The organism is Patulibacter sp., from assembly GCF_030655195.1.
GTDB lineage: Bacteria > Actinomycetota > Thermoleophilia > Solirubrobacterales > Solirubrobacteraceae > Patulibacter.
Genome location: NZ_JAURWA010000172.1, coordinates 26,147 through 49,802, shown reverse-complemented (window position 1 = coordinate 49,802; position 23,656 = coordinate 26,147). Strand labels below are relative to the sequence as shown.

Here is a 23,656-nt window from a genome sequence, read left to right as displayed (position 1 = left end):
GCCGCGGGCCAGCGCCGGCGCCGCGGCCGTGGTCGCCGCGGGGGTCGCGGCGGTCGCAGCGCCCGCCGCCGCCGCGTCGATCGACCCGGCGCACGCCATCCGCGCCGTGCGCGGGCAGGAGACCGGGACGTCGATCGCCCCGTCGCGGGTGGCGGTGAGGGCGCGGGTGCGCACCTGCAGCGCGCGGGCCCGTGCCGGCCCGGCGCCGGGCAGCGGCTCGAGGCGCACCCCGGCCACCGCCAGGACGTCCTGCAGGTTCAGGATCGTCCGGAAGGCCTCGTCGGGATCGACCGCCGGCTTGCCGTCGTCGCGCTCGGGGGCGCGCTCGGGCACCGTCGACGGCGCGCGGATCGCCTTCGTCACGGCCTCCTTCAGCGGATCCTTGACGCCGCTGGTGATGCTGCCGAAGCGCACGACGACGAGCGACTGGCTCGGGACGACCCAGACGATCTGCTCGCCCAGCCCGTTCATCTCGTAGCCGTCCGCGGGTGCCCAGCGGCCGGTGCAGCCCGGGGCGTCGGGCCAGAACAGCAGCGCATAGCACGCGTTGGTCGCCGTCGGCCGGGCGACCTGTGCGGTCCAGTCCTCGTGCAGCAGTCGCCGGCCGCCCCAGCTGCCGTCCTGGAGCAGCAGCCGCCCGAGACGCGACCAGTACTTCGTCGCCATCTCGATGCCCATGTAGCCGTCGGTCCGGCCCGCCCGGTCGCGGTGGATCGCCGCGGCGTCGGCCGGGATGCCCAGGGGCGCGAAGAGCTCGCGGCGCAGGAACGCCTGGTAGTCCTCCCCCGCCGCGCGACCGACGACCTCGGCCAGCAGCGAGACCGTCACCTGCCCGTACGTGAAGTGGCTGCCGGGGGCGTGGTCGAACGGCAGCGTCAGCGCGTTCTGCAGGTGGTCGTCGAGGATGAAGTTGTAGTCGCGGACGAGGTTCTGGTGCAGGCCGCTGTTCTGCTGCAGGAGCTGCCGGACGGTGATCCGGCCGTGGGCGGCGTCGGCCTCCGGGATCAGCGACCCGACCGTGTCGTCCATCGACAGCAGCCCGAGCTGCATCGCCCGGGCGACCGCCATCGAGACCACCGACTTCGACGCCGACCAGCTCTGGTAGCCGCGCTCCGGTCCCTCGGCGTGCGCGGACGCGACGAGGCAGCCGTAGCGGTAGACGGCCACCGAGCCGCCCGCCCGGGCCGTCGCCGTGCTGATCGCCCGGCCCAGTGCCGCGTCGTCCATCCCCGACGCCGCGGCGCTCGCGCGGGCAGGCTCGCCCCGTCCCGTGGGCTCGGCGCACCGCAGCTCGGGGACCGCGGCGCGCGTCGTGGACGGTGACGGGACCGTCGTGGCGCCGGCTGTCGGGGCGGCGGTCAGGAGCGCCGCCCCGACGGCGACCGCGGTCAGGCCGCGCCGGCCGGGACGGGTGGCCGGTGGGCGGTGGGACGGGGGGCTCGCGCGCCACGGGGCTCTCATGTCGCGACAGTACAGAGGCCGTTCATCTGTCACACGCCTTTCGGCTCGCGGGACCGCGCCCGGGGGTCCCCCGCCCCCGCGCGCCGCGACGCCGCACGATGCCCGATCATGGGTCGGTCGCATGAACACACCCGGAGAGCCCACCGACCCCTCCGACCCGGTCGTCGGCGACTTCCCGCACGGCCGCGTCCCCCGTGCCGTCCGCGAGCAGCAGGTGCTGCGGATCGCGCAGTCGCTGTTCGCCGAGCGCGGGTACCAGGGCGCGTCGATGGACGAGCTGGCCTCGCGGGCCGGGGTGTCCAAGCCCGTCGTCTACGACCTCGTCGGCAGCAAGGAGTCGCTCTACCTGCGGTGCGTCGAGCGTGCCGGACGGGCGCTCGCCGAGCTCGTCGCCGACGCGGCGTTGACCGAGTCGGATCCGGAGCGGCGGATGCGCGCCGGGGCCGTCGCGTTCCTGCACTTCGTGGCCGAGGAGCACGGGGGCTGGGACCTGCTGCTGACCGCGGGTCCCGAGCCGGGCTCCGAGCCGATCCTCGCGATCCGGGCGCAGCAGAGCGCGCTGCTGACCGAGCTGACGCGCGAGACCGTCGGCGGCTTCGGCGTGGAGCTCGACGAGTGGCGGATCGAGGCGCTGGCCCATGCGCTCAACGGCGCGTTCGAGGGCCTCGCCTACTGGTGGCAGGCCAACCGGGACGTGCCGCCGGAGGAGCTCGTGGACTGGATCACGGCGCTCTTCTACCCGGGCATCAAGGCGCTCGCCGGGTTCTCCGGCGGCGCCTGAGCCGCGGCGCGCCCGGCCGCCCGCTCGGGTGTCGGCAGGCGTCGTCCCCGCGGCGCCCGACCGCCGGGCCCGCACCGGTCGGCGCGGGCCCGAGGCGGGCGGCCCTAGCCCTGCGGCGGCGCGATCGTCGACCGGAGGCCCAGGTCGCCGAGCTGCTTCGTGTCGACGGGCGCCGGCGCACCGGTCAGCGGGTCGCCGCCCGAGGAGGTCTTCGGGAACGCGATGACGTCGCGCAGCGAGTCGCGCCCGGCGCACAGGGCGGCGAGGCGGTCGACGCCGAACGCGATGCCGCCGTGCGGCGGGGCGCCGGCCTTCAGCGCGTCGAGCAGGAAGCCGAACTGCTCGTCGGCCTCCTCCGCGGAGAACCCGAGCAGGTCGAGGATCGCGCGCTGCTGGTCGGGGCGGTTGACGCGGATCGAGCCGCCGCCGACCTCCCAGCCGTTGACCACGAGGTCGTAGGCGCGGGAGTGCAGGTCGCCGGGCGTGGTCTCGTCGTCGTTGAACGCCCCGCCCGGGGCCAGGTCCTCGGCCGAGACGGGCGCGCCGCCGGGGGCGCACGGCTGGGTGAAGGGGTGGTGGACCGCGTCCCAGCGGCCGCCGCCGAGGTTGGTGCCGTCGCCGGCGGTGCCCTCGAACATCGGGAAGTCGACGATCCAGAGGACGTCGTTGCGGTCCTCACGGAGGTCGAAGCGGTCGGCGAGCTCCAGACGCAGGACGCCGAGGACGTTCGCCGCGACCGGGGCCTTGTCGGCGACGATCAGCAGCAGGTCGCCGGGCGAGGCCGACAGCGTCGTCTTGATCGCCTCGATCTCCTCGGGCGTGAGGAACTTGGCGATCGGGGAGCGCCACGAGCCGTCGGGCTCGACGAAGCCCCAGACGAGGCCGCCGGCGCCGGCCTTCTTGGCGATGTCGGTGAGCTCGTCGAGCTGCTTGCGCGGGACCGTGAGGCCGCCGGCGTTGATGCCGCGGACGACGCCGCCGGAGGACAGCGTGCCGGCGAAGACCTTGAACTCGGTCGTCGACAGGGCCTCCGAGAGCTCCTGGATCTCGAGGCCGAAGCGGCGGTCGGGGCGGTCGTTGCCGTAGCGCAGGACGGCCTCGTCGTAGGGCATCCGCTCCCAGGCGGGCCGGGGCAGGTCGAGGCCGCCGGCGACGAACGCGCGGGCCATCACGCGCTCGAAGATCGCGATCACGTCGTCCTCGTCGACGAAGCTCAGCTCGGCGTCCAGCTGCGTGAACTCGGGCTGGCGGTCGGCGCGCAGGTCCTCGTCGCGGAAGCAGCGGACCACCTGGTAGTAGCGGTCCAGGCCGGCGACCATGAACAGCTGCTTGAACAGCTGCGGGGACTGCGGCAGGGCGTAGAACGAGCCGGCCTGCAGGCGCGACGGCACGAGGAAGTCGCGGGCGCCCTCGGGCGTGGAGCGGGTCAGGTACGGGGTCTCGATGTCGAGGAAGCCCTCGTCCTCCATCGCGTCGCGGATCGCGCGGACGATGCGGGAGCGCAGGAGCAGCGCGTCGCGCGTGTGCTCCCGGCGCAGGTCGATGACGCGGTGCTGCAGGCGCAGGAGCTCGTCGACCGGGCCGTCCTCGTCGACCGGGAACGGCGGGGTCTCGGCCTCGGCGAGGACGTCGAGCGACGTGGCGCGCAGCTCGACCGTGCCGGTGAGCATCTTCGGGTTGACGTGCTCGGGCCCGCGGAGCGTGAGCTCGCCCTCGGCGGAGATGACGTGCTCGGGGCGGATTCGCTCGGCGGCCTGGAAGACGTCGGCGCCACAGGTGGCGGGGTCGAAGACGACCTGCAGCAGGCCGGAGCGGTCGCGGAGGTCGACGAAGATCAGTCCGCCGTGGTCGCGGCGGCGGTGGACCCAGCCGGCGACGCGCGGGGTCTGGCCGACGGCCTCGTCGGTGAGGAGGCCGGCCCAGGTCGAGCGGTACCGGTTCGCATGGACCGGCGCGGCGCCGACGGTGTCGCGGACGAGGGCGGCGATCCGCTCGTTCTTGGAGTCGGTGGAGGAGGTCGGCTCCGCAGCAGGCATGACGCCCGAGGGTACCGGCCACCGTGACGGCCGGGTCTCCAGGCCGGAGTCCGGCCCGGGGTCGCGCCCCCGCGGCTTCGCGCAGGGGCCCGGGGTCGCGCCCCCGCGGCGTCGCGGAGGTGGACCTCGTACACCCGGGAGGCCGCTCCTCCGCAGCTCGCACCGGGGCGACGGTGGCCGGGCACAGGCGGGCACGGCGGCGTCACACGGACGTCACCGAACCGTCACCGGCCGGGCCAGGACGAGACCTAGGGTGCCACGCGTGCCCCCGTTCCAAGGACCCCGGTCCGTGCCACGTCCCACCTCACCGCCGACCCGCCGCGCCGTCGCCACCGCGACGCTGATCGCCGCCGTCGCCGCCTCGACCGTCGCCGGACCCGCCGCTGCCGGCGCGTCCGACGCCCCGGTCCGTGCGAAGGCGTCCGCGTCGAGGACGGCGAAGGCGAAGAAGAAGACCCGGACCACGAAGACGTCCCGCACGGTCACGACCCGCGCCGGGCTGAAGCGTCCGAAGACGATCAGCCGCAAGTGCGGACGGTCGAAGAGCAACGCGAAGATCCGGCGGCGCACCTCGAGCGTCAGCTCGACCACGCTGCGGGTCACCACGCGCTACTGCGGCGGCCGCACGGTGATCCAGACCACCCGCCTGGTGCCCGGCCCCACGAAGACCGTTCCCGGCCCCGCCGTCCCCGGGCCGACGACGACCGTCCCGGTGCCCGTCCCCGTCCCGGGCCCGACGGTCACGGTCCCCGGGCCCACGGTCGAGGTCCCGGCGACGCCGAAGGAGAAGAGCTTCCGCCTCACGCTCCTGCACAACAACGACGGCGAGTCGAAGTACGCGACCTCCGACGCCCCCGCGAACTACGGCGGCGTCGACCGCTTCGCGACGGTGCTGAACCGCCTGCGCACCGCCGCCGCCGACCACGTGACCGCGGCCGAGAAGGCCGGTGCGGAGTCCAAGGGCACGCTGACGGTCTCCTCCGGCGACAACTTCCTCGCGGGCCTGAACCTGCGCGCCTCGTTCGCGCGCTTCGACGCCGGCCAGGGGCCCTGGTACGACTCGACCGCCCTGGACCTCCTGGGCTACGACGCCGCGACGATCGGCAACCACGAGTTCGACTTCGGCCCCGCCCGCCTGGCCCAGTTCATCGGGGGGACCACGAGGACCACCTTCCTCAGCGCCAACACGGACGTGTCGCAGGAGCCGACCCTCCAGGCGCTGCGGGCCTCGGGCAAGATCGCGAGCTCCACGGTCGTGCAGAAGGGCGGCGAGCGGCTCGGCGTCATCGGCGTGACACCGCCCGAGACGCCGTCGATCTCCTCCCCCGGCAAGGTCGCGTTCAACGCCGCCGTCGCCGACGTCGTCAACGCCGAGGCGAAGAAGCTCACCGACGCGGGCGTCAACAAGATCGTGCTCTCGTCGCACCTGCAGAGCGTCGCGAACGAGCGCGCCCTGATCCCCCTGCTCGAGAACGTCGACATCGTCATCGCCGGTGGCGGCGACGACCTGCTGGCCAACTCCGGCGACCTGCTCGTCCCGACGACGGGCGACCCGGCGGGCGGCTTCCCGACGCCGGTCGGCAACTACCCCCTGCGGCTGGCCGACAAGACCGGCCGCGTCGTCCCCGTCGTCACCACGGCCGGCGAGTACAACTACGTCGGTCGCCTGACGGTGACCTTCGACCAGGCCGGCCACATCGACCAGGTCGACGGGTCCCGCAGCGGCCCCGTCCGGGTCTCCGGCCGCACCGGCGATCCCGACGTCGCGGCCCCGGACGCTGCCCTGAAGGCCCAGGTCGTCGACCCGCTCGCCGCCTACTCCAAGGTCGCGGACGAGACCGTCCTCGCGCAGTCGGAGGTGGCCCTCAACGGCGGCAACCCCGACCCGATCCGCCAGAAGGAGAGCAACCTCGGCGACCTCGTCGCGGACGCCTTCCGCTTCTCCGTCCTCGACGCGGTGAAGGACGGCGTCATCGCCGACAACGGCCTGCAGACCGTCGGGCTGGTCAACGGCGGCGGCATCCGCGCGTCGATCCCCGGGCCCGGACCGGTCAGCCAGGGCGACACGTTCCGCGTCCTGCCCTTCAACAACGTCATCAGCCGCGTCCCGTCCGTCCCCGCGTCGCAGCTGAAGGAGCTGCTCGAGTGGGGCGTCGAGGCCCTGCCGTCGGCCAAGGGCGGGTTCTCGCACGTCAGCGGCATCACGGTCGCCTACGACGTCTCGAAGCAGAAGCAGACGCTGAACCTGGCGGACGGCACGATCGCCACCCCGGGCCAGCGGATCCGCACCGCGACGCTCGCGAACGGCACGAAGATCGTCGAGAACGGCGCGGTCGTGGCCGGTGCCCCGGCGGTCAACGTCGCCACGACGGACTTCACGGCCCGCGGCGGCACCAACGGCAACGGCGGCGACGACTACCCGTTCCGCAAGCCGACGGTCCAGCCGGTGGGCATCGCCTACCAGCAGTCCCTCGAGGAGTTCCTGACCGCGCCGGTCGCCGACGGTGGGCTGAACAAGACGGTCACCGCCGCGAGGTACCCGGTCGGCGGCGACCTGCGGTTCCAGCCGGTGCCGGTGCCGTAGGGCACGGGCTGCTGCGGGGCGGCGGCCGGGCCGCCGCGCCCTCAGACCCGCGCGGCCGCCAGCGCGTCGCCGACGGTCAGGCCGGTGGCCCGACCGCCCGGGGCGCGCTCGACCCGGATGCCGTCGTCGTCGAGCACGACGACCGTCCGGGCGCCCGCCTTCTCGGCGCGGCGCAGCTGGCCCTTGATGCCGCGGCCCGGCGCCTGGTCCAGCCGGACGGCCAGGCCCTCGCGGCCGGCGGCGTCGGCCAGGTCGAACGCCTCGCGGCGGTGCCCGTCGGTCCACGCGACGTAGAGGTCCGCGCCGGCCAGGCCCTCGGGCTCGGCGTCGTGGCCGGGCTCCGGGTGGTCGGGGTCGTCGGGGTGGCCGGCGGCCTGCGCCAGCAGGATCCGCTCGATGCCGGCACCCCAGCCGAAGCCGGGCGTCGCCGGCCCGCCGATGAGCTCGGCGAGCCCGTCGTAGCGTCCGCCGCCGCCGACGCCCGACTGGGCGCCGAGCGCGTCCGAGGTGAACTCGAAGAGCGTCCGCGAGTAGTAGTCCAGGCCGCGCACGAGGGTCGGGTCGACCTCGTACTCCACCCCCGCACCGTCGAGCAGCGCACGGACCTCGTGGAAGTGCTCGGTGTCCTCGGCCGGCAGGTGGTCCAGGAGCAGCGGCGCGCCCTCCATGACCTCGCGCGTGCCGGGATGGTCGGAGTCGAACGCCCGCAGCGGGTTCAGGTCGATCCGCTCGCGGACCTCGTCCGACAGGCGATCCTCGTGCTCGCGCAGGTACGCGACGAGCGTCTCGCGGTAGCCCTCGCGGCCGGCGGGCGTGCCCAGCGACCCGAGCCGCAGCCGCAGGCCGGGCACGCCGAGGTCGCGGAGGATCCGGTGCAGCAGGACGATGCCCTCGGCATCGACGGACGGGTCGTCGGAGCCCAACGACTCGATGCCCAGCTGCCAGAACTGCTTCTGGCGGCCCTTCTGCGACCGCTCGTAGCGGAAGAACGGCCCCCAGTACCAGAGCTTCACCGGCTGGGGCAGCTTGTGCATGCCGTGCTCGATGTACGACCGGACCACCCCTGCGGTGCCTTCGGGACGCAGCGTCACGGATCGCTGCCCGCGGTCCTCGAAGGTGTACATCTCCTTCTGCACGACGTCCGTCGAGCCGCCGACGCCGCGGGCGAAGAGGTCGGTGTCCTCGAAGATCGGCGTCTCGATCCGCCGGTAGCCGGCGCCCTCGAGGACAAGCGTCGCGACGTCCTCGATCCGGCGGCGCCGGTCGAACTCGTCGGGGAGCACGTCGTGGGTGCCGGGAAGGGTCTGGACCTTCTGCCGCCTGCCGCCGCCCTTGCCCTTCGCCGACGCGGCCGCCGCGTCGTCGGTCGCGCCGGCCATCAGGCGCCGTTCTCGAGCATGTCGAGGATGAAGGGGTTGGTCCGTCGCTCCTGACCGAGCGTCGTCGGGCCCATGTGGCCCGGGCAGACGGTCGCGGCGTCGTCGAAGCGCTCGAGCAGGGTGGCGATCGACCGCATCAGCGTCGCGTGGTCCGCGCCGGGCAGGTCGGTGCGGCCGATGGAGCCCTGGAAGAGGACGTCGCCGGAGAACAGGACGCCCTCGTCCGGCAGCGCGTAGGTGACGTGGTCGGGGCTGTGGCCCGGGGTCGAGACGACCTGGAAGTCCATGCCCGCGAGGGAGACGACGTCGCCGCCCTTCACGAGGTGCTCGGGGTCGTAGCCGCGGAACGGCCCGAAGCCCTCCCAGCGCATGACCGCGTTGGGGTCCTTCAGCGTCTCGACCTCGCCGGCGGGGCACCAGACCTCGGCGCCCGTGGCGTCGTGCAGGTCGGCGACCGCGCCGATGTGGTCGAAGTGGGTGTGGGTGATGAGGATCCCGGCCAGGGTCAGGCCGTGCTCCTCGATCGCCGCGAGCAGCTTCGGGGCATCGTCGCCGGGATCGACGATCACGGCCTCCGACGCGCCCTCGTGGCTGACCAGGAAGCAGTTCTCCTGGATCATCCCGACGGTGTACATGCGGACGTCCATGGTGGGTCCTTCCCCTCTGTGAGTTCGATGCCGCCGCGGGCGCGCCCGTTCAGCGCTTGGGCTTGGCCTTCGCGGCCGCCCGCTGCCCGGCGACCTGCGCCAGGCGACGGCGGTACATCCAGCGGTCGAAGTAGAAGCCGAACGGGGTGTAGACGCCGAGCAGCAGGATCGTCGTCAGCAGCACGCCGGCGGGGCTGCCCTTCAGCACCGCGAGCATCACGACGGCGAAGATGCCGGCCGCGAACAGCGCGCGGATGAACGCCGAGCGCCACGACGGCTCGCGCAGCCGCGGGTCGGTCGACCGGCCACCCTTGGTGGCGGGGCCGCCACCCGAGCGCGCATGCGTCACGCCGCGCGCCTCGATCATGCCGGCGGCGTTGCCGCGGTGCTTGGTCTTGCGCTTGGTCTGACGGGCCATCTGCGCGCTCCAGCGTATCGACGCGCGTGCGGGCCCGCCGACCCCGTCGGCCCCGTGCGCCGACGCGACGCCCCGTGGCGACGCCGACGGGCGCGAGCCGGTCGTCCGGCCACGGCGGGCCGGGGCCGCCGTCGCACGGCGCGGACGGGCCGCCGACCGTGCCGACGGGCCGCACACCGGGCTGGCGTACCCTCTCTCGGAGATGTCGCGCATGCGCCTCGGCCTCGTCCTCACCGGAGGCACGATCGGCTCGACCTCCCCGGGCGACTCCGACGTCGTCCGGCTCATGCGGGGCCCCAACGCCGCGGGGATGCCGGGCTGGCTCAGCGGTCCGCTCGCCGCGTTCGGGGCGCACCAGCTGTCGATCGAGCGCCCCGTCGAGCTGCACTCGGAGGAGGCGCGGCCGTCGGACTGGGAGGCGATCGCCACCTCGTGCCGCAAGCTCGCCGAGCGGGGGGTCGACGCGATCTGCGTCCTGCACGGCTCCGACACCATGGCCTACGCGGCGGCCGCGCTGTCCTTCGCGCTGGCCGACCTGCGGCTGCCGATCGTCCTGACCGGCAGCAACCTGCCGCCCGACGCCGAGGAGAGCGACGCGAAGAACAACGTCCGCGCCGCCCTCGTCGCCCTGCGGACGCTCCCCGACGGCGTCTACCTCGTCTTTGCCGGCACCCCGGACGGCGACGCGCTGGTCCACCTGGGAACCCGCGTGCGCAAGGAGCGCGCCTCCGGCCGGGCGTTCGTCTCGCCCAACGGCGGGCCGGTCGCCGTCGTCGAGCGCGGACGCATGCGCCGGCTGGTGCCGTGGCCGCTCCCCCAGCCGCTCGGTCCGACGTCGGAGCAGCGCCTCGGCGCGATGGCCGACGGTCCCGCCGGCCCGGTCTCGGCGGTCCTCGACGGGCTCGACACCCCGGGCGCCAACGGCACCACCCCGGTCAACGGCTGGTCCGCTGCGCGGGCGGGCGCCGCGATCGGCGTGACGGAGCACCCGCGGGTCGCGCGCTTCGACCCGCGCGTGCTCGAGCTGCGGGTCCACCCCGGCCTGCCGGTGACCGCGCTGGAGGCGGCCGTCGACGCGGGCGGGCTGCTGGGGGTCGTCGCCGAGCTCTACCCCTGCGCGACCGGCCCGACGGGCGACGACGACGCGTCGCTCTCCCGGCTGGCCGAGCACGTCACCGCACGCGGCGGCGTGGTCGTCGGCACGGTGGCCGCCGCCCCCGAGGTCGCCGGCTCGTACTACCCGTCGCTGCCGAGCCTGACGGCGTCGGGCATCGGGTTCCTCCCCGGCGTCCTGACCTCGACGGCGACGGTGAAGCTCATGTGGGCGCTGGCCGTCACCGGCGGTGACCAGGCCCGCACCCGCGCCCTGATGCGGCGGACGATCGCGGGCGAGGTCGCGCTGGTCGGGCGCCCCGCGCCGCGGCGGCGCGTGCAGCACCAGGCGCGTACCGGGGGCTGAGGCCGGGCGAGTACGGAGGCCGGCGAGAGGGCGCTGCGAGTCCCGGGCCGCGGGAGTGGCGTCGCGTCCGGCGTGCTGTGGGCCGCGACGGTCGGACCCGCACCCCCATCCCACCGTTCTCCCGAACGTTCGCCCCGCCTGGCGAGGGAAACGTGCCGAAGAACGGGGCCCCGGCCGAAGACCAGGATCCTTCAGCCCGCGATCGCGTCCTCGATCGTGCGGCGGTTCCGCACGACGACGTGCTCGGGGAAGCCATCGAACGCTGCGGCGGGCGGCAGACCGATGACCTCGCAGGCCGCCACCGGGGCGTGCAGGGCGATCGCCCGCACGAGCTCGGCCAGCGGCACCGCGCGGTGGTCCTCGACGTTGCACGAGACCTGCGCCACGACCTCGCCGCCGGCGGCCAGGCCCTCCGCGTGCTCGAGCCCGAAGCCGATGGCGCGGACACCCGGCAGCCCGTCGGGGCCGCCCTCGCGGATCGCCGCGGCGATCGCCCGGGCGTGCTCGACCGTCGACGGCGGGGCCAGCTCGACGTTGAAGGCCAGGAGCGGCGGACGCGCCGCGACGAGGACGGCGCCGGCGGTCGGGTGCGGCGCGGCGGGCCCGAAGTCCGGCCGAAGCTCGCCGGCGGCCATCCGCTCGGCCAGCGCCGCGACGCCGCCGCGCCGGACGTCGGCGCGGGCCCGGCCGTCGCCGAGCTCGCCGTAGAGGAACACGGGCAGGCCGAGATCGCCGAGCGCCTCGGCGACGGCCAGCGCCTCGAGGACCGCGGCGCCGCGCCGGTCCTCGTCGAGGAAGACGACCGGACACACGTCGAGGGCCCCGACGTGCGGATGGACGCCGCGCGGCGTGCCGAGGTCGATCCGGGCGATCGCCTCCTCGGCCCCGGCCAGCAGCGCGTCGGCGAGCGCCCCCGGCGCCCCGGCGAGCGTGTGGACCGTGCGGTGGTGGTCGGGGTCGGAGTGGACGTCGAGGACGCACGCGGGCGCCGGATCGCCCGGACGGGCGGCGGCGCCGGCGGGCGCGCCTGCGGCGTAGGCGGCGGTGATCGCGTCGATCGCCGCGCGGTCGCGGCCCTCGCTGACGTTCGGCACCGCCACCAGCAGCGGCGGGGCGCCGGGGGTGGTCGGATCGGGCGACGGCTGGGCGGAGGACATCCCGGTCGACGCTAGCCGAGTGGCGTCCCGGGCCGTGCGGGCCGGTGCGGCCCGTAGTGTCCGCCCGGTGACCGAGCCCGCACCCGCCGTCGCGCGCCCGCCGCTGCCCGGCGACGACGGCCGCCGTCAGCTCTCCGCGCGCGCCGTCCCCTACTGGCGTCTGGGCCTGGCGCTCTGGCTGGTCCCGGCGTGCATCGTCGCGACGGTCGTCCTGATCCTGGTCGACGTCTCCCCCGCCCTGCGGGTCGTCCTGGGCGTCGCCGCCTGGGCCGCCGCCGCCGCGGTGATCGTCCTCGTCCCGCGCATCCGGCGCCGGATCTGGTGGTACGCGATCGGCGAGGAGGAGGTCGACCTGCACGAGGGTCTGGTCGTGGTGACCCGCACCGTCGTGCCGATGGTCCGCGTCCAGCACGTCGACCTGCACCGCGGGCCGCTGTCCACCCGCATGGGCCTGGCCGAGATCGAGCTGCACACCGCCGCGGGCTCCGTGACGATCCCCGCGCTCGACGCTCCCGAGGCCGAGCGGATCCGGGCCCGCGTGGCCGTGCTCGCGCGGGTGCCCGATGACGTCTGAGCCGGAGCCGCCGGTCGACGGGGCGACGAGAGGTGCGGCGACGGGCGGTGGGCCGACGGCGGGTGGGCCGACCGGCGACGGGGCGACCGGCGACGGGGCGACCGGCGACCGCCCGACCGGTGACGGCGCGACGGAGGTCGACGAGCGCCGCATGCACCCCGCGTGGGTCCTGACCCGCGCGCTCTCCGTGCTGCGCGGGCTCGTGCCCGCGTTCATCGGGCTGGCCGTCGGGCTGCGCGAGTGGGCCGTCCCCGCGGCGCTGGCCCTGTCGGCGATCGTGATCGGCCTTCGCGCTGTCGAGTGGTGGGCGACGCGCTACGCGGTCGTCGACGGGACCCTCCGCGTGCGCAGCGGCGTCCTGGCCCGGCGCGAGCGCGTCGTCCCCGCATCGCGGATCTCGGCACTCGACACCAGCCGCGGGTTGATCCAACGCGTGTTCGGGCTCGTCGCGCTCGAGGTCCAGACCGCCGGTGGCGGCAAGGCCGCGGAGCTGCGCCTCGACGCCCTGACGACGGAGGAGGCCGAGCGCCTGCGGGCCGCGCTCGGGCACGCCGGGGCGGGCGCGCCGGGGTCGGCGGCGGTGGGCGCCGGGGCACCGGGCCGCGACGGGGTCGGCGCGCCGGACCGCGCGGACGGATGGGCCGGGACGCCGGGCCGGGTCGGGGCCGACGCACTGGACCGCACGGACGGATGGGCGCCTCCGGGCGGACCGTCCTCATCGCCCGGCCCGGACGGCCGGGTCGACCACGTTGGCTCGGTCGACCACGGCAGCCCGATCGACCACCGCGGCCAGGGTGGTCGGACCGGCCAGGGCGTCGACCGCGTCCCGGTCCACGCCGCGGCGCTCGCCCCCTCCCCCGCCCCCGTCTACGCGATCACCTCCCGACAGCTCGTCACCGCGGCGCTCACCGGACCGCAGCTCGGCCTCGTCGCCGTGCTCGTCGGGTCGGTCTTGTCGCAGGGCCAGGACCTGCTGCCACGCAGCATCACCGACCGCGTCGAGGACGAGCTGAGTGGCGCGAACGCGATGACGATCGTCGTCTTCGTGATCATCGGCCTGCTGCTGGCCGCGGCCGTCTCCGTCGCGGGCACCGTCCTGGCGTTCGCGGAGTTCACCGTCGTCCGCGACGACCGCCGCTTGCGGGTCCGCCGCGGCCTGATCACCGAGCGCACCGGCACGATCCCGCTGGACCGCATCCACGGGATCCGGATCGTCGAAGGACTCCTACGACGGCCGCTGGGGTACGCCACCGTGCAGGTCGAGGTCGCCGGCTACCGCGGGGACTCCGAGCTGACCCGCACGCTCGTGCCGCTGGTCCACCGCAGCGAGCTCCCGGCCCTGCTGGAGCGGATGCTCCCCGAGCTGCCGTGGACCGACGAGCGGCTGCAGCGCCCGCCGGCCCGCGCGCGGCGGCGGTACTGGACGGTCCCGGTGCTGCTCTCGCTGCTGCCCGCGTTCGTCCTCCTGGTGACGCTGCCCGAGGACGTCGACCTGCTCGCGATCCTCGTCCCGGTCGTCGGCCTCGCCCTGGGCGAGGCGCGCTGGCGCGGCGCCGGATGGGCGCTGGGTCCCGGGACGCTCACGGTCCGCTCGCAGCTCATCGCCCGCACGACGCTCGTCGCCCTCCCCCGCCGGGTGCAGCGCGTCCAGCACCGCACCCAGCCCTTCCAACGTCGCGCCGGGCTGGCGACGTTCGTCGTCGCGCTGGCCACCGGCCGGACCGGCGAGGTCCGCCATCTGGACGACGACGTGGCCGACGACCTGCAGCGCGCCGTGGTCGCCCGCACCACCCGCGCACCGTCACCCGCCGTCCGTCGCGACGGCTCGCTATCCTCCGTCGCCCCGCCGGAGTAGCTCAGTCGGTTAGAGCAGCGGAATCATAATCCGCGTGTCGGGGGTTCAAGTCCCTCCTCCGGCATCCCGAAAGGCCCGCACCAGCGGGCCTTTCGCGTTCTCCGGCCCCGATGCGACGACCGTCGGCCCCCGCTCAGAGCCCCGCCAGCTGGTCCACCGGCGCCTCGGCGTCCGTCAGCGCCTCGCGGGGCTGCAGCTCCCGCGGCACGACCTCGAGGTCCGGGACGCCCAGGGTCGTCCGGACGCGGTCCACGCACGCCGCCTGCGGGAGCGGACCGGTGCGCAGGAGGACGTTCTGCAGACGCCTGCGGGGCGAGGCCTCCTGGGCGCTCAGCTGCGGGAAGCTCGTCCGGGCTGAGGCGGCGATCGCGTCGGTCAGGGGCGCCTCGGGGACGGTGAGGACGTTGAAGGCGAGGACGCCGCCGGGGCGAAGCCGTTGCGAGGCCAGGCGCGCGAACTCGGTCGTCGCCAGGGTCGGGGGCATCCGGTCGCCGGAGAACGCGTCGACGTAGATCAGGTCGTAGCGGCGGTCGGTGGACTGGAGGAACCGGCGTCCGTCGCCGGCGACGAAGCGGTCGCCCGGGCGCTCGCGGACGCCCATCCATTCGCGCGCCAGGCGGATCACCTGGGGGTCGAGCTCGACGGCGTCGACCTGGACGTCCGGGACCAGGCGACGCAGCGGTGCGAGCAGGGCCCCGCCGCCGAGGCCGATCATCAGGACGCGTCGCGGGGCCTTCGGGCAGACGAGCGTCGTGGCGGCCGCGATGTAGGGCGACGCCGGGACGTGCGGCTGGTCCCGGTCGATCAGCGACTGCACGACCTGCGGGCGGTCGAAGTACATCGCCCGGCGCTCGTCGTCGTCGCTGATGACGATGCGGGCCAGGCGGCTGTCGACGACCGCGCGCACCGTGCCGAAGCCGTCCCGGTCACCGGGCCGGAGCGTGTCCGCGCTCGGCAGCGCCGCGACCACCGCGATGAACCCCAGGCCCATGACGGCCGCGACCGCCGTCCCCGGGCTGCGGACCAGCGCCGGCATCGCGAGCAGGCCGATCGGCACCGCGCAGAGCAGCATCAGCGTCGGGACCGGCAGCAGGCCGATCAGCCAGAACGGGGTGATGATCGAGCCGAGGACCGCGCCGAGCGTCGCCAGGGCGCTCAGGTCGCCGGCGGCCCGGCCCACGAGGTCCTCGCGGACGCTGACGCGGACGGCCATCGGCGTCACCAGCGACAGCGCCGTGCACCCGGGGACGATCACGACGAGGGCGCCGAGCAGCGCCCCGACGCGGTCGCTCGTGCGCGGGCTCAACCAGTCGAGGATCGGCGGCCCCACCAGGGCACAGGCCGCCAGCAGGGCGCAGGAGACGAGCAGCACCGGGCCGATCGCCCGGGCGTACGGGAGGCGGTCGGCCAGGCGACCGCCGAACGCGGTGCCGACGGCGATCGCGACGAGCACCGCCGCGATCGTGATGCCCCACACGTCGATCGTGTCGCCGAAGCGCGGCGAGAGCATCCGCTGCCCGAGGAACTCCACCGCCAGGGTCACCACGCCGCTGACGAACACCGCGACCCGGATCCACCACGCACGCATCGGGTCGGACCGTACGAGGTCGGTCGTCGCGGGGCGCCGGGCGCGCCGCCGAGCGCGCCACGGGACGACCGCCGGCCCGCCCGCCGAGCCCGAGCCACGGGTCGTCGGGGGACCGCCCCGGCCCCGCGCCCAGCGGCCCGTGCCTGCAGGCTCCCCGCCGTCCTGCAGGACCGCTCTCAGGCGTCCCGGTGCAGGCAGATCCCGAGTACGGTCGCCGGATGTTGCGGTTCCGCACTGCCCGATCCGAGACCGACGTCCTCGTCCGCGAGGTCGAGTCGGCGCTCGGCCGCTGCATCGCCGTCTCCGTCCTGAAGGACCGCCCCGACGACCCGGACGCGCTCGACGGCGCGGTCACCGGACTGCGGGCGCAGGCCGACCTGCTCGACGGGTCGGACAAGCCGTCCGACGCCGCGGAGGTCGAGGCGATCGAGGCGCTGGAGACGCGCGTGGTGGACCGCAAGCTCGACCTGCTCGGGATCGACCCGCGGCAGGTCCGCCGCGGCTCGCTGGCCACCCTGGCCCACGTCGGCCTGACCCCGTCGGCCACCGGCCTGCCGGTCGTGGCCGACGCCTACGCCGGCCGCCGGCGCGACGCCGACGCCGCCGTCGACCGCGTCCGCGCGCTGATGGCCGTCCTGCACGCCGTCCACGGCGCCCCCGCCGCCGACGTCGCCGGGTCGTTGAAGAGCCGCGGCCTCGTGCCGTGGTCGACCCCGCAGGAGCGCACGTTCCTCGACCTCCAGGGCACCCGCGAGGAGGGCGACCGCGAGCTGGCCGCCCACCGCGCGTGGATCGGTCGCCGCGTCGAGGGCCTGCACGCCCTGGGCTGGGCGCTCGGGATGCTCGACGACCTCGAGCCGACCGGCTTCAGCGCCGTCCACCCCTCCGCGTTCGCCGCCGTCGGCCCCGCCGAGCCGGCCGGCGCCCCGACCGAGCTGCTGCTGCGCCCGCAGGCCGAGTTGCTCGCCCGCCTGGACCTCCTGAGCTGCGCCCATTACGCCGTGCAGGAGCACGAGCTGCGGGGCGCCAGCAGCCCGCTCCCCCGGGACGTCATCCCCGGCGCGATCGCCGAGCGCAAGCGGGCGCTCGAGTGGCTCCTGGGCCAGGACGGCTGGGACGACATCGAGGTCGACGGCGAGATCCGGGCCTCGCGGCGCCGCTGAGGGCCCGGACGGTCGACCGCGTCGGCCGCCGCTCGTCGCGCCGGGCCGCCCCGCCCGGCCGCCCGGCCGCTCAGCTCCAGGCCGAAAGCCGCTCCAGGCCGGCTCGCAGCGTCGCGGTGTCGGTCGCGTAGGACAGCCGCACCCAGCCCACCCCGTCGACGGCGTCGAAGTCCGCGCCCGGCGTCAATGCGACCCCGGTCTGGTCCAGGAGCCGCGCGCACCACGCCACCGCGTCCCGGTCGCCCGCCTCGCGGATCCGGTCGGCGACGTCCGCGTAGAGGTAGAACGCCCCGTCCGCCGGCGCGGTGGCGCCCCAGCCCAGCGCGGGCAGGCGCTCGAGCAGCAGCTCGCGGTGCGCCCGGTACCCGGCGGCGGCCGCGTCCGCCTCGGCGTAGGAGCGCTCCGAGAACGCCCGGACCGCCGCGTGCTGCGACAGGGTCGGCGGGCACAGCGCCAGGTTGCCCGCCAGCGCGTCGACCGGCCCCGCGAGCTCCTCGGGCAGGAGCGCCCAGCCCAGCCGCCAGCCCGTCATCCCCCAGTACTTCGAGAACGACGAGACCACGATCGTCCGGTCGTCGTGGCTCCACGCGCACGCCTGCTCGCGGTCGCCGGCGACGATCCCGTGGTAGATCTCGTCGCTGACCAGCCGCGTGTCGTGCTCCGCGCACCAGGCGCAGAGCGCCGCCAGCTCCGGGCCGTCGACCATCGTGCCCGTCGGGTTGGCGGGCGAGGCCAGGACGACGCCCGCCAGCGGCCCGCCGGCGCCGACCGCGGCGTCGAGGAGCTCCGGCGTCGGCTGGTAGCGCTCCCCCGCGCCGCACTCCAGCTCGACGACCTCGCAGCCCAGGGCGGTGAGGATGTTGCGGTACGCCGGGTAGCCCGGCCGCGCGAGCGCGACCCGGTCGCCGGGCCCGAACGCGGCCAGGAACGCCAGGACGAACGCGCCGGAGGACCCGGTGGTGATCGCCACCCGGCCCGGGTCGACCTCGAGGTCGTACCAGCGGCGGTAGTGCCCGGCGATCGCGCGGCGCAGGACGGGCAGCCCCAGGGCGGGCGTGTAACCCAGGGGCTCGCCGGCCTGCAGCAGCGCGGCCGCGTGCTCGCGCACGTCGGTCGGGGCGCCGCCACCGGGCTCGCCGGCGCAGAGCGAGAAGACGTCGAGCCCCGCGTCGCGCCGGCGCTGGACGGCGTCGAGGATGTCCATGACCGCGAACGGCGGCACGGCGGAGCGGGACGAGGGGCGCACCCGACCATGGTGTCGAAAAGCCCGTCGGCACGCCGGTCTGCGCGGTACGCTGAGCGCCCGTGAGCTCCGTGTCCGACAGTCGTTCAGCCCCCGCGGCGCCCGGCGACACGTTCCTCGACGCGCTGCAGGAGGACCAGCGTCGCGAGCTCCGGCGCCGCGCGACGCCGCGCCGCTTCCCCCGCGGCTCCGCGCTCGCGCACGCCGGGCAGGTCGGCGACCGCGTCTTCGTGGTGACGACGGGCCACGTCAAGCTGACCCGGCTGACCCCGGAGGGCCGCGACGTCCTGCTGGCGCTGCGCGGGCCGGGCGACCTGATCGGCGAGCAGTCGGCGATCGACGGGCAGGTCCGCTCGGCGACGATGACCGCGCTGGACGCCGTCGAGACCCTCGCGATCGCCCCGGCCGACTTCCTGACCTACGTCACCACGGTCCCGGACGCCGCGCGGTACGTCATGCGCACCCTGGCCGAGCGCCTGCGCGACGCCGACGGCAAGCGCGTCGAGCACGCCGCCCACGACGTCGTCGGGCGGCTCTGCGTGCGGATCGGCGAGCTGTGCGAGCGGTTCGGGGTGCCCGAGGCGGATGGCGGCGGCACGCGCATCGACCTGCCGCTGACGCAGGAGGACCTCGCCGGATGGGTCGGGGCCTCCCGCGAGTCGACCGCCCGGGCGCTGGCCCAGATGCGCGAGCTGGGGTGGGTCACGACGGCCCGGCGCAGCATCGTCTGCCACGACCCCGAGGCCCTGCGCCGGCGGGCCGGCGGATGACGGTCGCGCGGCGGGCGGGCGTCGGTGGCCGGACCGGGCCATCGGTCGCGACGGTCGCCCTCGCCGTGCTCCTCTCCCTGCTGCTGCCCTCCGTCGCCGGGGCGGTCGTCACGACGGAGGCGACCGACCCGACGCCGGGCGCCGCCCCGTCGGGCATGACGGCCACGCCCGACGGGTCGGTGTGGTTCACCGACCCCGCCGACGGCCGGATCGGGCGACTCGGTCCGACGAACGCGTTCGAGGGCTTCGCCGCCGCCGTACCGAGCCCGACCGGCCGCCCGCCGACGGCGCTCACCCCGGGCCGGATCGCCCTGGGCCCCGACGGTGCCCTCTGGTTCACCGCGACGCAGGGCGGCTTCGGGCGGATCACCCCCGAGGGGCAGGTCAGCCGGTACTCGCAACGGACGGTCGCCGGGGCAACGGGCATCACGGCCGGTCCCGACGGCGCGATGTGGTTCACGGTGCCCGGACAGGACTTCGTGGGGCGGATCACGGCCCCGAGCGACGCGCAGGTCGCCGCCGGCACGGCTCGCGGGGTGATCTCGGTCTACGCCCTGCCCGCCGGCAGCGCCCCCGACGACATCGAGCTGGGGCAGGACGGCGCCCTGTGGTTCACCGAGCCGGGGACCGGCCGACTGGGACGCGCGGTGCCCGACCCCCAGGGCCCGACGATCACCGAGGTCGTCGTCCCGACCCCCGGGAGCACCCCGTCGCGGCTGAGCACCGGCCCCGACGGGCGGATCTGGTTCAGCGTGCCGGGCACCCGCACGATCGGGCGGATCGGTGGCAACGGGCTCGTGGTCGAGATGCCGCTGCCCGCCGGCGTGGGCGTCCCCGGCGACGTCGCCGCCGCCCCCGACGGCGCCCTCTGGTTCGTCGAGAGCGGCGGGACGCGCGACGCCCTGGGCCGCATCACCGACGCAGGGCAGGTCACGCGCTACGAGCTGCCCGATCCGCAGGGAGGCCCGGTCGAGCTCGTCCGCGGGGCCGACGGCGACCTGCGCTACTCCCGGGCCGGCGGGCGGATCGGCCGGGTCGACACGCTCCGCTCGGCCGCCGAGCAGCCGCCGCCGCAGGCCGTTCCTCCCGCCCTGTCCGCGGTCGCCGGTCGCACGGTGATCGTCGAGGTGGTCAGCGGCAGCGTCCGCGTCCGGCGGCCCGGTCGCGGCGCCTACGAGCCGCTGGAGGCCGGCGGCGCGCTGATCCCCGACGGCACCGAGGTCGACGCGACGAAGGGCCGCGTGCGGCTCACCGCCGAGACCGCGCCGGGCAGCGGGATCACCCGCACGGCAATCTTCTGGGACGGCCGCTTCGTCGTGCACCAGGCCCGGGTCGCGGGCGCGGCGACCGAGGTGCGGCTGACGGGCAGGCTCGCCTGCGGGTCGGGCGCACCGGGCAGGGGGACGACGACTCCGAGAGCGGGGGCGGGCGCGCAGGCCCTGACGCGCGCCGCGAAGAGGAAGGGCCGGAAGAGGCCGAAGGTCGGGCGCCGGCTCTGGGGCGACGGCAAGGGCGACTTCCGCACCCGCGGGTCGCGGGCCACCGCGTCGGTCCGCGGCACCCGCTGGCTCGTCGAGGACCGCTGTGACCGGACGACCCGCGTGCGCGTGTTCGAGGGCATCGTCGGCGTGCGCGACCGGGTCACGGGTCGCCGGGTGACCCTGACCGACGGCGCGCAGTACGTCGCGCCCGGTCCGCGTCGGCGGCGGTGAGCCAGGTGCGGCGGCCGGGCCGCGACCGGTGGCGCGCGGGCGCCCCGGCGGGTGCGGTCCGCGGACGGCCGCGTCGCTCCGGGGACCACACCGCCCCCGAGCGCCGACGGATCCTCGCCGCCGTGGCCGTCGTGTCCGCCGTGGTCGCCGTCGCCCTCGGGGCACTCGGCGCCCTCACCGATCTCGAGCGATCGACGGTCGACGCCCGCTTCGAGCTCCGGGGCACCGACCGCGACCGGATCGGCCCCGTGCCGATCGCCGTGGTCGGGATCGACGACCGCACGCTGCGACGGGTGGGCGAGCGGTTCCCGTTCTCGCGACGTTTCCACGCCCGGGTGCTCGACCGGCTGCGCGAGGCCGGGGCGCGGGCCGTCGCCTACGACGTCGAGTTCACCGAGCAGACGACCACGGCGGACGACAACGCGCTGATCGAGGCGGTCGCCGCGGTCCCGCGCATCGTCCTGGCCGGGTTCGCGACGGACGACCGGGGCGACACCGCGGTCCTGGGCGGGGCCGAGCTGCAACGCGAGATCGGCGTGCGCGTCGGCCACGTCGGCGTGGTGCTCGACGGCGACGGGGTGCTCCGGCGGTTCGCCGCCGTCACCGCCCGGCTGACGGGCTTCCCGGTCGCGGTCGCCGAACGGGCCACGGGACGCCGCGTCGACCGGTCGCGGTTCGACGACGACGGCGAGGCGCTCGTCGACTGGGTCGGCGGCGACCGCGCCATCCCCACCTACTCGTTCTCCGACGTGATGGACGGGGCGGTCGCGGCCTCGCGGCTGCGCGGCCGGATCGTCGTGGTCGGCGCGACGGCTCCGTCGCTGAAGGACGTGCGGTCGACCCCGATGGACGGCGGGGCGCCGCTGTCGGGCCCAGAGATCCAGGCCAACGCGATCGCCACGGTGCTGCGCGGCGTGCCGCTGCGGGAGAGCGCCTGGCCGCTCGGCCTGCTGCTGACGGCCCTCGCCGCCGTCGGCCCCGCGCTCGCCGCCCGCCGGGGCCGGAGCTTCGGGACCCTGCTGGCCGCGGCCGCCGGGACTGCGGTGCTGCTCGGCATCGCCTGGGTCGCGTTCCTCCTGGACCGGGTCGTGCCGGTGGCCGAGCCGCTGGTCGCCCTCGGCCTCGGCACGCTCGGTGCGGTGGCGGCGGGGTCCGCGTTCGAGGCGGGCGAGCGCCGACGGACCCGCGAGATCTTCGCCCGGTTCGTCAGCCACGACGTCGTCGACGACGTCCTCGCCCACACCGACGCCGAGGTCCGGCTCGGGGGCGTCCGGGTCGACGCGACGATCCTCTTCTGCGACCTGCGAGGTTCGACCGCCCTGCTCGAGGACCTCGAGCCGGAGCGCGGGATCGCCGTCCTGAACCGCTTCCTCGGCGCGATGGGCGACTGCGTGGACGGGCACGGCGGGACGCTCGTCGGCTACCGCGGCGACGGGCTGATGGCGGTCTTCGGCGCGCCGCTGGAGCAGCCCGACCACGCGGACCGGGCCGTGGCCTGCGCCCGCGAGATGGCCGGCCCGGCGCTCGATCGGTGCCACGCGCTCCTGCGGGCCGACGGGGTGGAGCGCGAGCTGCGCCTCGGTGTCGGTCTCGCGTCCGGGCCGGTGATGGCCGGCAACGTCGGCTCGGAGCGCCGCATGGAGTACACCGCCATCGGCGACGCCGCCAACGTCTCCGCCCGCCTGGAGGGGCTGACCAAGGACCACGGCCGGGCGATCCTCGTGGCCGCCGGCACCGTCGAGCGGCTGCCGGACGCCACGGGCCTGCAGCCGCTGGGCCCGGTCGCCCTGCGCGGCCGGGTCGGGACCGTCGAGGTGTGGGCGGCGGGGTGAGGCGGCGGGCCACGGCGGCGGGGCGAGGGCGGCCGTGGCACGATCCGGGGCGTGATCCAGCCCGAACCGATCAACGCGCGCTTCGTCGGCGGACCGCTCGACGGCGAGACCCACCGGCTGGCGCACCGGCTCCCCTACGTCCAGGTGCCCGGACCGGACGAGTCGTTCTTCGCCCGCCTGTGGATCGAGCGACCCGACTGCGCCGACCACCTGCTCTACGCCGTCGACGGCGCGGACGATCCGGAGACGCTGGTCTACCGCACGATGGCCGACCGCCCCGAGGGCGACCCGGGCCCGGTCGCCGGCGCCGTGGACCCCGACACGATCGGTGCGCCGTCCGGGCTGCGACCCGAGGACTTCGGCGTCGACCCGGCGGACGTCCCGGCCGATCGCGGCGCCGACGACGGGGCCCCGCGCGCATGAGCACCCAGCACGAGCTCCTCGCCAAGGCCGTCGAGCGGGCCGCGCGGACCGCGGCGGCCGCCTACGGCTCGGAGTGGTCGGCGCTGGACGACGAGGAGCGCGCCCGCTACCGCGCACTCTCGCGCCGGTGGGCGGAGTTCCTCGGGCTCGACGCGGCGATCGGGGCGCTGTCGACGATCGCGACGAAGACGCCGGTCGAGGCCGACGGGGCGATCGCCATCCGCACCATCGACGGCGACGACGCCCAGGTCGTGGCGGAGGAGACGCTCGCGGGTCTCGTCCACGACGACACCGCCGAGGGCTGAGCGCGCTACCCCTGCCGGGGCGGGTCGATCCGCCAGCCCGCGGCCTTCGCCAGCTCGACCGCGTCGTCGAGGTTGCGGCGGTTCTGGGCCTCGAGCAGGAGCTTCCGGGCCTGGACGTCCGGCGGGGAGAGGACGACGACCGTGCCGTTGGCGACGTCCTCCAGCCGCGGGGCCGCGGCCGCCACCGCGTCGGCGAACGCCCCCTCGCCGTACTCCGTCGCGTACGACACGAAGGCGGTGAGGACGTCCTGGCGCTCGTCGGTCATGGC

20 protein-coding genes and 1 tRNA gene are annotated in these 23,656 nt (G+C 75.8%); 12 read left to right on the top strand and 9 right to left on the bottom strand.

Annotated features, from left to right (window positions below; translation table 11 throughout):
- A partial coding sequence (locus Q7T67_RS18630; protein ID WP_304793349.1) for a serine hydrolase occupies positions 1–1,461 on the bottom strand: 1,461 nt, incomplete at its 3' end.
- Between the two features lie 121 nt (positions 1,462–1,582).
- On the opposite strand from Q7T67_RS18630, the gene Q7T67_RS18625 reads away from it, so the two are divergent.
- Positions 1,583–2,242, top strand: coding sequence for a TetR/AcrR family transcriptional regulator (locus Q7T67_RS18625; RefSeq protein ID WP_304793345.1), 660 nt, complete (start codon positions 1,583–1,585; stop codon positions 2,240–2,242).
- Positions 2,243–2,346: 104 nt separating this feature from the next.
- On the opposite strand, the gene aspS is transcribed toward Q7T67_RS18625, so the two are convergent.
- Positions 2,347–4,278 carry an aspartate--tRNA ligase gene (gene aspS, locus Q7T67_RS18620; RefSeq protein ID WP_304793342.1) on the bottom strand — a complete coding sequence of 644 codons (1,932 nt, stop codon included), beginning with the start codon at positions 4,276–4,278 and terminating at the stop codon, positions 2,347–2,349.
- Positions 4,279–4,567: 289 nt separating this feature from the next.
- On the opposite strand from aspS, the gene Q7T67_RS18615 reads away from it, so the two are divergent.
- Positions 4,568–6,862 (top strand): bifunctional UDP-sugar hydrolase/5'-nucleotidase, encoded by a 2,295-nt coding sequence (locus tag Q7T67_RS18615; protein ID WP_304793339.1) that lies wholly within the window; start codon positions 4,568–4,570, stop codon positions 6,860–6,862.
- A 41-nt stretch (positions 6,863–6,903) separates the two neighbouring features.
- Here Q7T67_RS18615 and hisS read toward each other — a convergent pair whose 3' ends face one another.
- Genes hisS through Q7T67_RS18600 form a run of 3 tightly spaced genes read right to left on the bottom strand, consistent with a single transcriptional unit; the run spans position 6,904 to position 9,306 of the window.
- Complete coding sequence (gene hisS, locus Q7T67_RS18610; protein ID WP_304793336.1) at positions 6,904–8,241, bottom strand: histidine--tRNA ligase; 1,338 nt, start codon at positions 8,239–8,241, stop codon at positions 6,904–6,906.
- On the bottom strand, positions 8,241–8,888 hold the full coding sequence (locus tag Q7T67_RS18605) for an MBL fold metallo-hydrolase (RefSeq protein ID WP_304793333.1): 648 nt from the start codon (positions 8,886–8,888) through the stop codon (positions 8,241–8,243). Before Q7T67_RS18605 ends, hisS begins: the two co-directional genes overlap by 1 nt.
- A 49-nt stretch (positions 8,889–8,937) precedes the next feature.
- Positions 8,938–9,306 (bottom strand): hypothetical protein, encoded by a 369-nt coding sequence (locus Q7T67_RS18600; RefSeq protein ID WP_304793330.1) that lies wholly within the window; start codon positions 9,304–9,306, stop codon positions 8,938–8,940.
- A 202-nt stretch (positions 9,307–9,508) separates the two neighbouring features.
- Here Q7T67_RS18600 and Q7T67_RS18595 point away from each other — a divergent pair, with 202 nt between their 5' ends.
- Positions 9,509–10,765 carry an asparaginase domain-containing protein gene (locus Q7T67_RS18595; RefSeq protein ID WP_304793328.1) on the top strand — a complete coding sequence of 419 codons (1,257 nt, stop codon included), beginning with the start codon at positions 9,509–9,511 and terminating at the stop codon, positions 10,763–10,765.
- A 191-nt stretch (positions 10,766–10,956) separates the two neighbouring features.
- Here the strand turns inward: Q7T67_RS18595 and Q7T67_RS18590 are convergent, their stop codons facing one another.
- Entirely contained in the window at positions 10,957–11,922 is a 966-nt protein-coding gene (locus tag Q7T67_RS18590) for a hypothetical protein (RefSeq protein WP_304793325.1), read from the bottom strand.
- A gap of 67 nt (positions 11,923–11,989) precedes the next feature.
- On the opposite strand from Q7T67_RS18590, the gene Q7T67_RS18585 reads away from it, so the two are divergent.
- The 3 genes from Q7T67_RS18585 to Q7T67_RS18575 all read left to right on the top strand — a co-directional run bounded on the left by Q7T67_RS18585 (position 11,990) and on the right by Q7T67_RS18575 (position 14,415).
- A complete protein-coding gene (locus Q7T67_RS18585; protein ID WP_304793322.1) occupies positions 11,990–12,496 on the top strand; it encodes a PH domain-containing protein in 507 nt (168 codons plus the stop codon).
- On the top strand, positions 12,486–14,351 hold the full coding sequence (locus tag Q7T67_RS18580) for a PH domain-containing protein (RefSeq protein ID WP_304793318.1): 1,866 nt from the start codon (positions 12,486–12,488) through the stop codon (positions 14,349–14,351). Before Q7T67_RS18585 ends, Q7T67_RS18580 begins: the two co-directional genes overlap by 11 nt.
- A tRNA-Met gene (locus Q7T67_RS18575) sits at positions 14,342–14,415 on the top strand. The genes Q7T67_RS18580 and Q7T67_RS18575 overlap by 10 nt, the downstream gene beginning before the upstream one ends.
- Positions 14,416–14,484: 69 nt before the next feature.
- Here Q7T67_RS18575 and Q7T67_RS18570 read toward each other — a convergent pair.
- Positions 14,485–15,939 carry a spermidine synthase gene (locus Q7T67_RS18570; protein ID WP_304793315.1) on the bottom strand — a complete coding sequence of 485 codons (1,455 nt, stop codon included), beginning with the start codon at positions 15,937–15,939 and terminating at the stop codon, positions 14,485–14,487.
- Between the two features lie 218 nt (positions 15,940–16,157).
- Here Q7T67_RS18570 and Q7T67_RS18565 point away from each other — a divergent pair, with 218 nt between their 5' ends.
- A complete protein-coding gene (locus Q7T67_RS18565; protein ID WP_304793313.1) occupies positions 16,158–17,102 on the top strand; it encodes a DUF4272 domain-containing protein in 945 nt (314 codons plus the stop codon).
- Between the two features lie 70 nt (positions 17,103–17,172).
- Here Q7T67_RS18565 and Q7T67_RS18560 read toward each other — a convergent pair whose 3' ends face one another.
- Positions 17,173–18,348 (bottom strand): pyridoxal phosphate-dependent aminotransferase, encoded by a 1,176-nt coding sequence (locus Q7T67_RS18560; RefSeq protein ID WP_304793310.1) that lies wholly within the window; start codon positions 18,346–18,348, stop codon positions 17,173–17,175.
- Between the two features lie 59 nt (positions 18,349–18,407).
- Here Q7T67_RS18560 and Q7T67_RS18555 point away from each other — a divergent pair, with 59 nt between their 5' ends.
- The 5 genes from Q7T67_RS18555 (at position 18,408) to Q7T67_RS18535 (ending at position 23,387) form a co-directional block, all read left to right on the top strand.
- On the top strand, positions 18,408–19,115 hold the full coding sequence (locus Q7T67_RS18555) for a Crp/Fnr family transcriptional regulator (RefSeq protein ID WP_304793307.1): 708 nt from the start codon (positions 18,408–18,410) through the stop codon (positions 19,113–19,115).
- Between the two features lie 65 nt (positions 19,116–19,180).
- Entirely contained in the window at positions 19,181–20,827 is a 1,647-nt protein-coding gene (locus tag Q7T67_RS18550) for a hypothetical protein (RefSeq protein ID WP_304793305.1), read from the top strand.
- Positions 20,828–20,949: 122 nt separating this feature from the next.
- Positions 20,950–22,659, top strand: a complete 1,710-nt coding sequence (locus Q7T67_RS18545; RefSeq protein WP_304793302.1) for an adenylate/guanylate cyclase domain-containing protein — start codon at positions 20,950–20,952, stop codon at positions 22,657–22,659.
- Positions 22,660–22,710: 51 nt separating this feature from the next.
- The gene (locus Q7T67_RS18540; RefSeq protein ID WP_304793299.1) at positions 22,711–23,082 is read left to right on the top strand and encodes a hypothetical protein; all 372 of its coding nucleotides are present in this window, start codon (positions 22,711–22,713) and stop codon (positions 23,080–23,082) included.
- On the top strand, positions 23,079–23,387 hold the full coding sequence (locus Q7T67_RS18535; protein WP_304793296.1) for a hypothetical protein: 309 nt from the start codon (positions 23,079–23,081) through the stop codon (positions 23,385–23,387). The genes Q7T67_RS18540 and Q7T67_RS18535 overlap by 4 nt, the downstream gene beginning before the upstream one ends.
- A gap of 5 nt (positions 23,388–23,392) precedes the next feature.
- Here Q7T67_RS18535 and Q7T67_RS18530 read toward each other — a convergent pair whose 3' ends face one another.
- A complete protein-coding gene (locus Q7T67_RS18530) occupies positions 23,393–23,653 on the bottom strand; it encodes a hypothetical protein (protein ID WP_304793294.1) in 261 nt (86 codons plus the stop codon).
- Between the last annotated feature and the right edge of the window lie 3 nt (positions 23,654–23,656).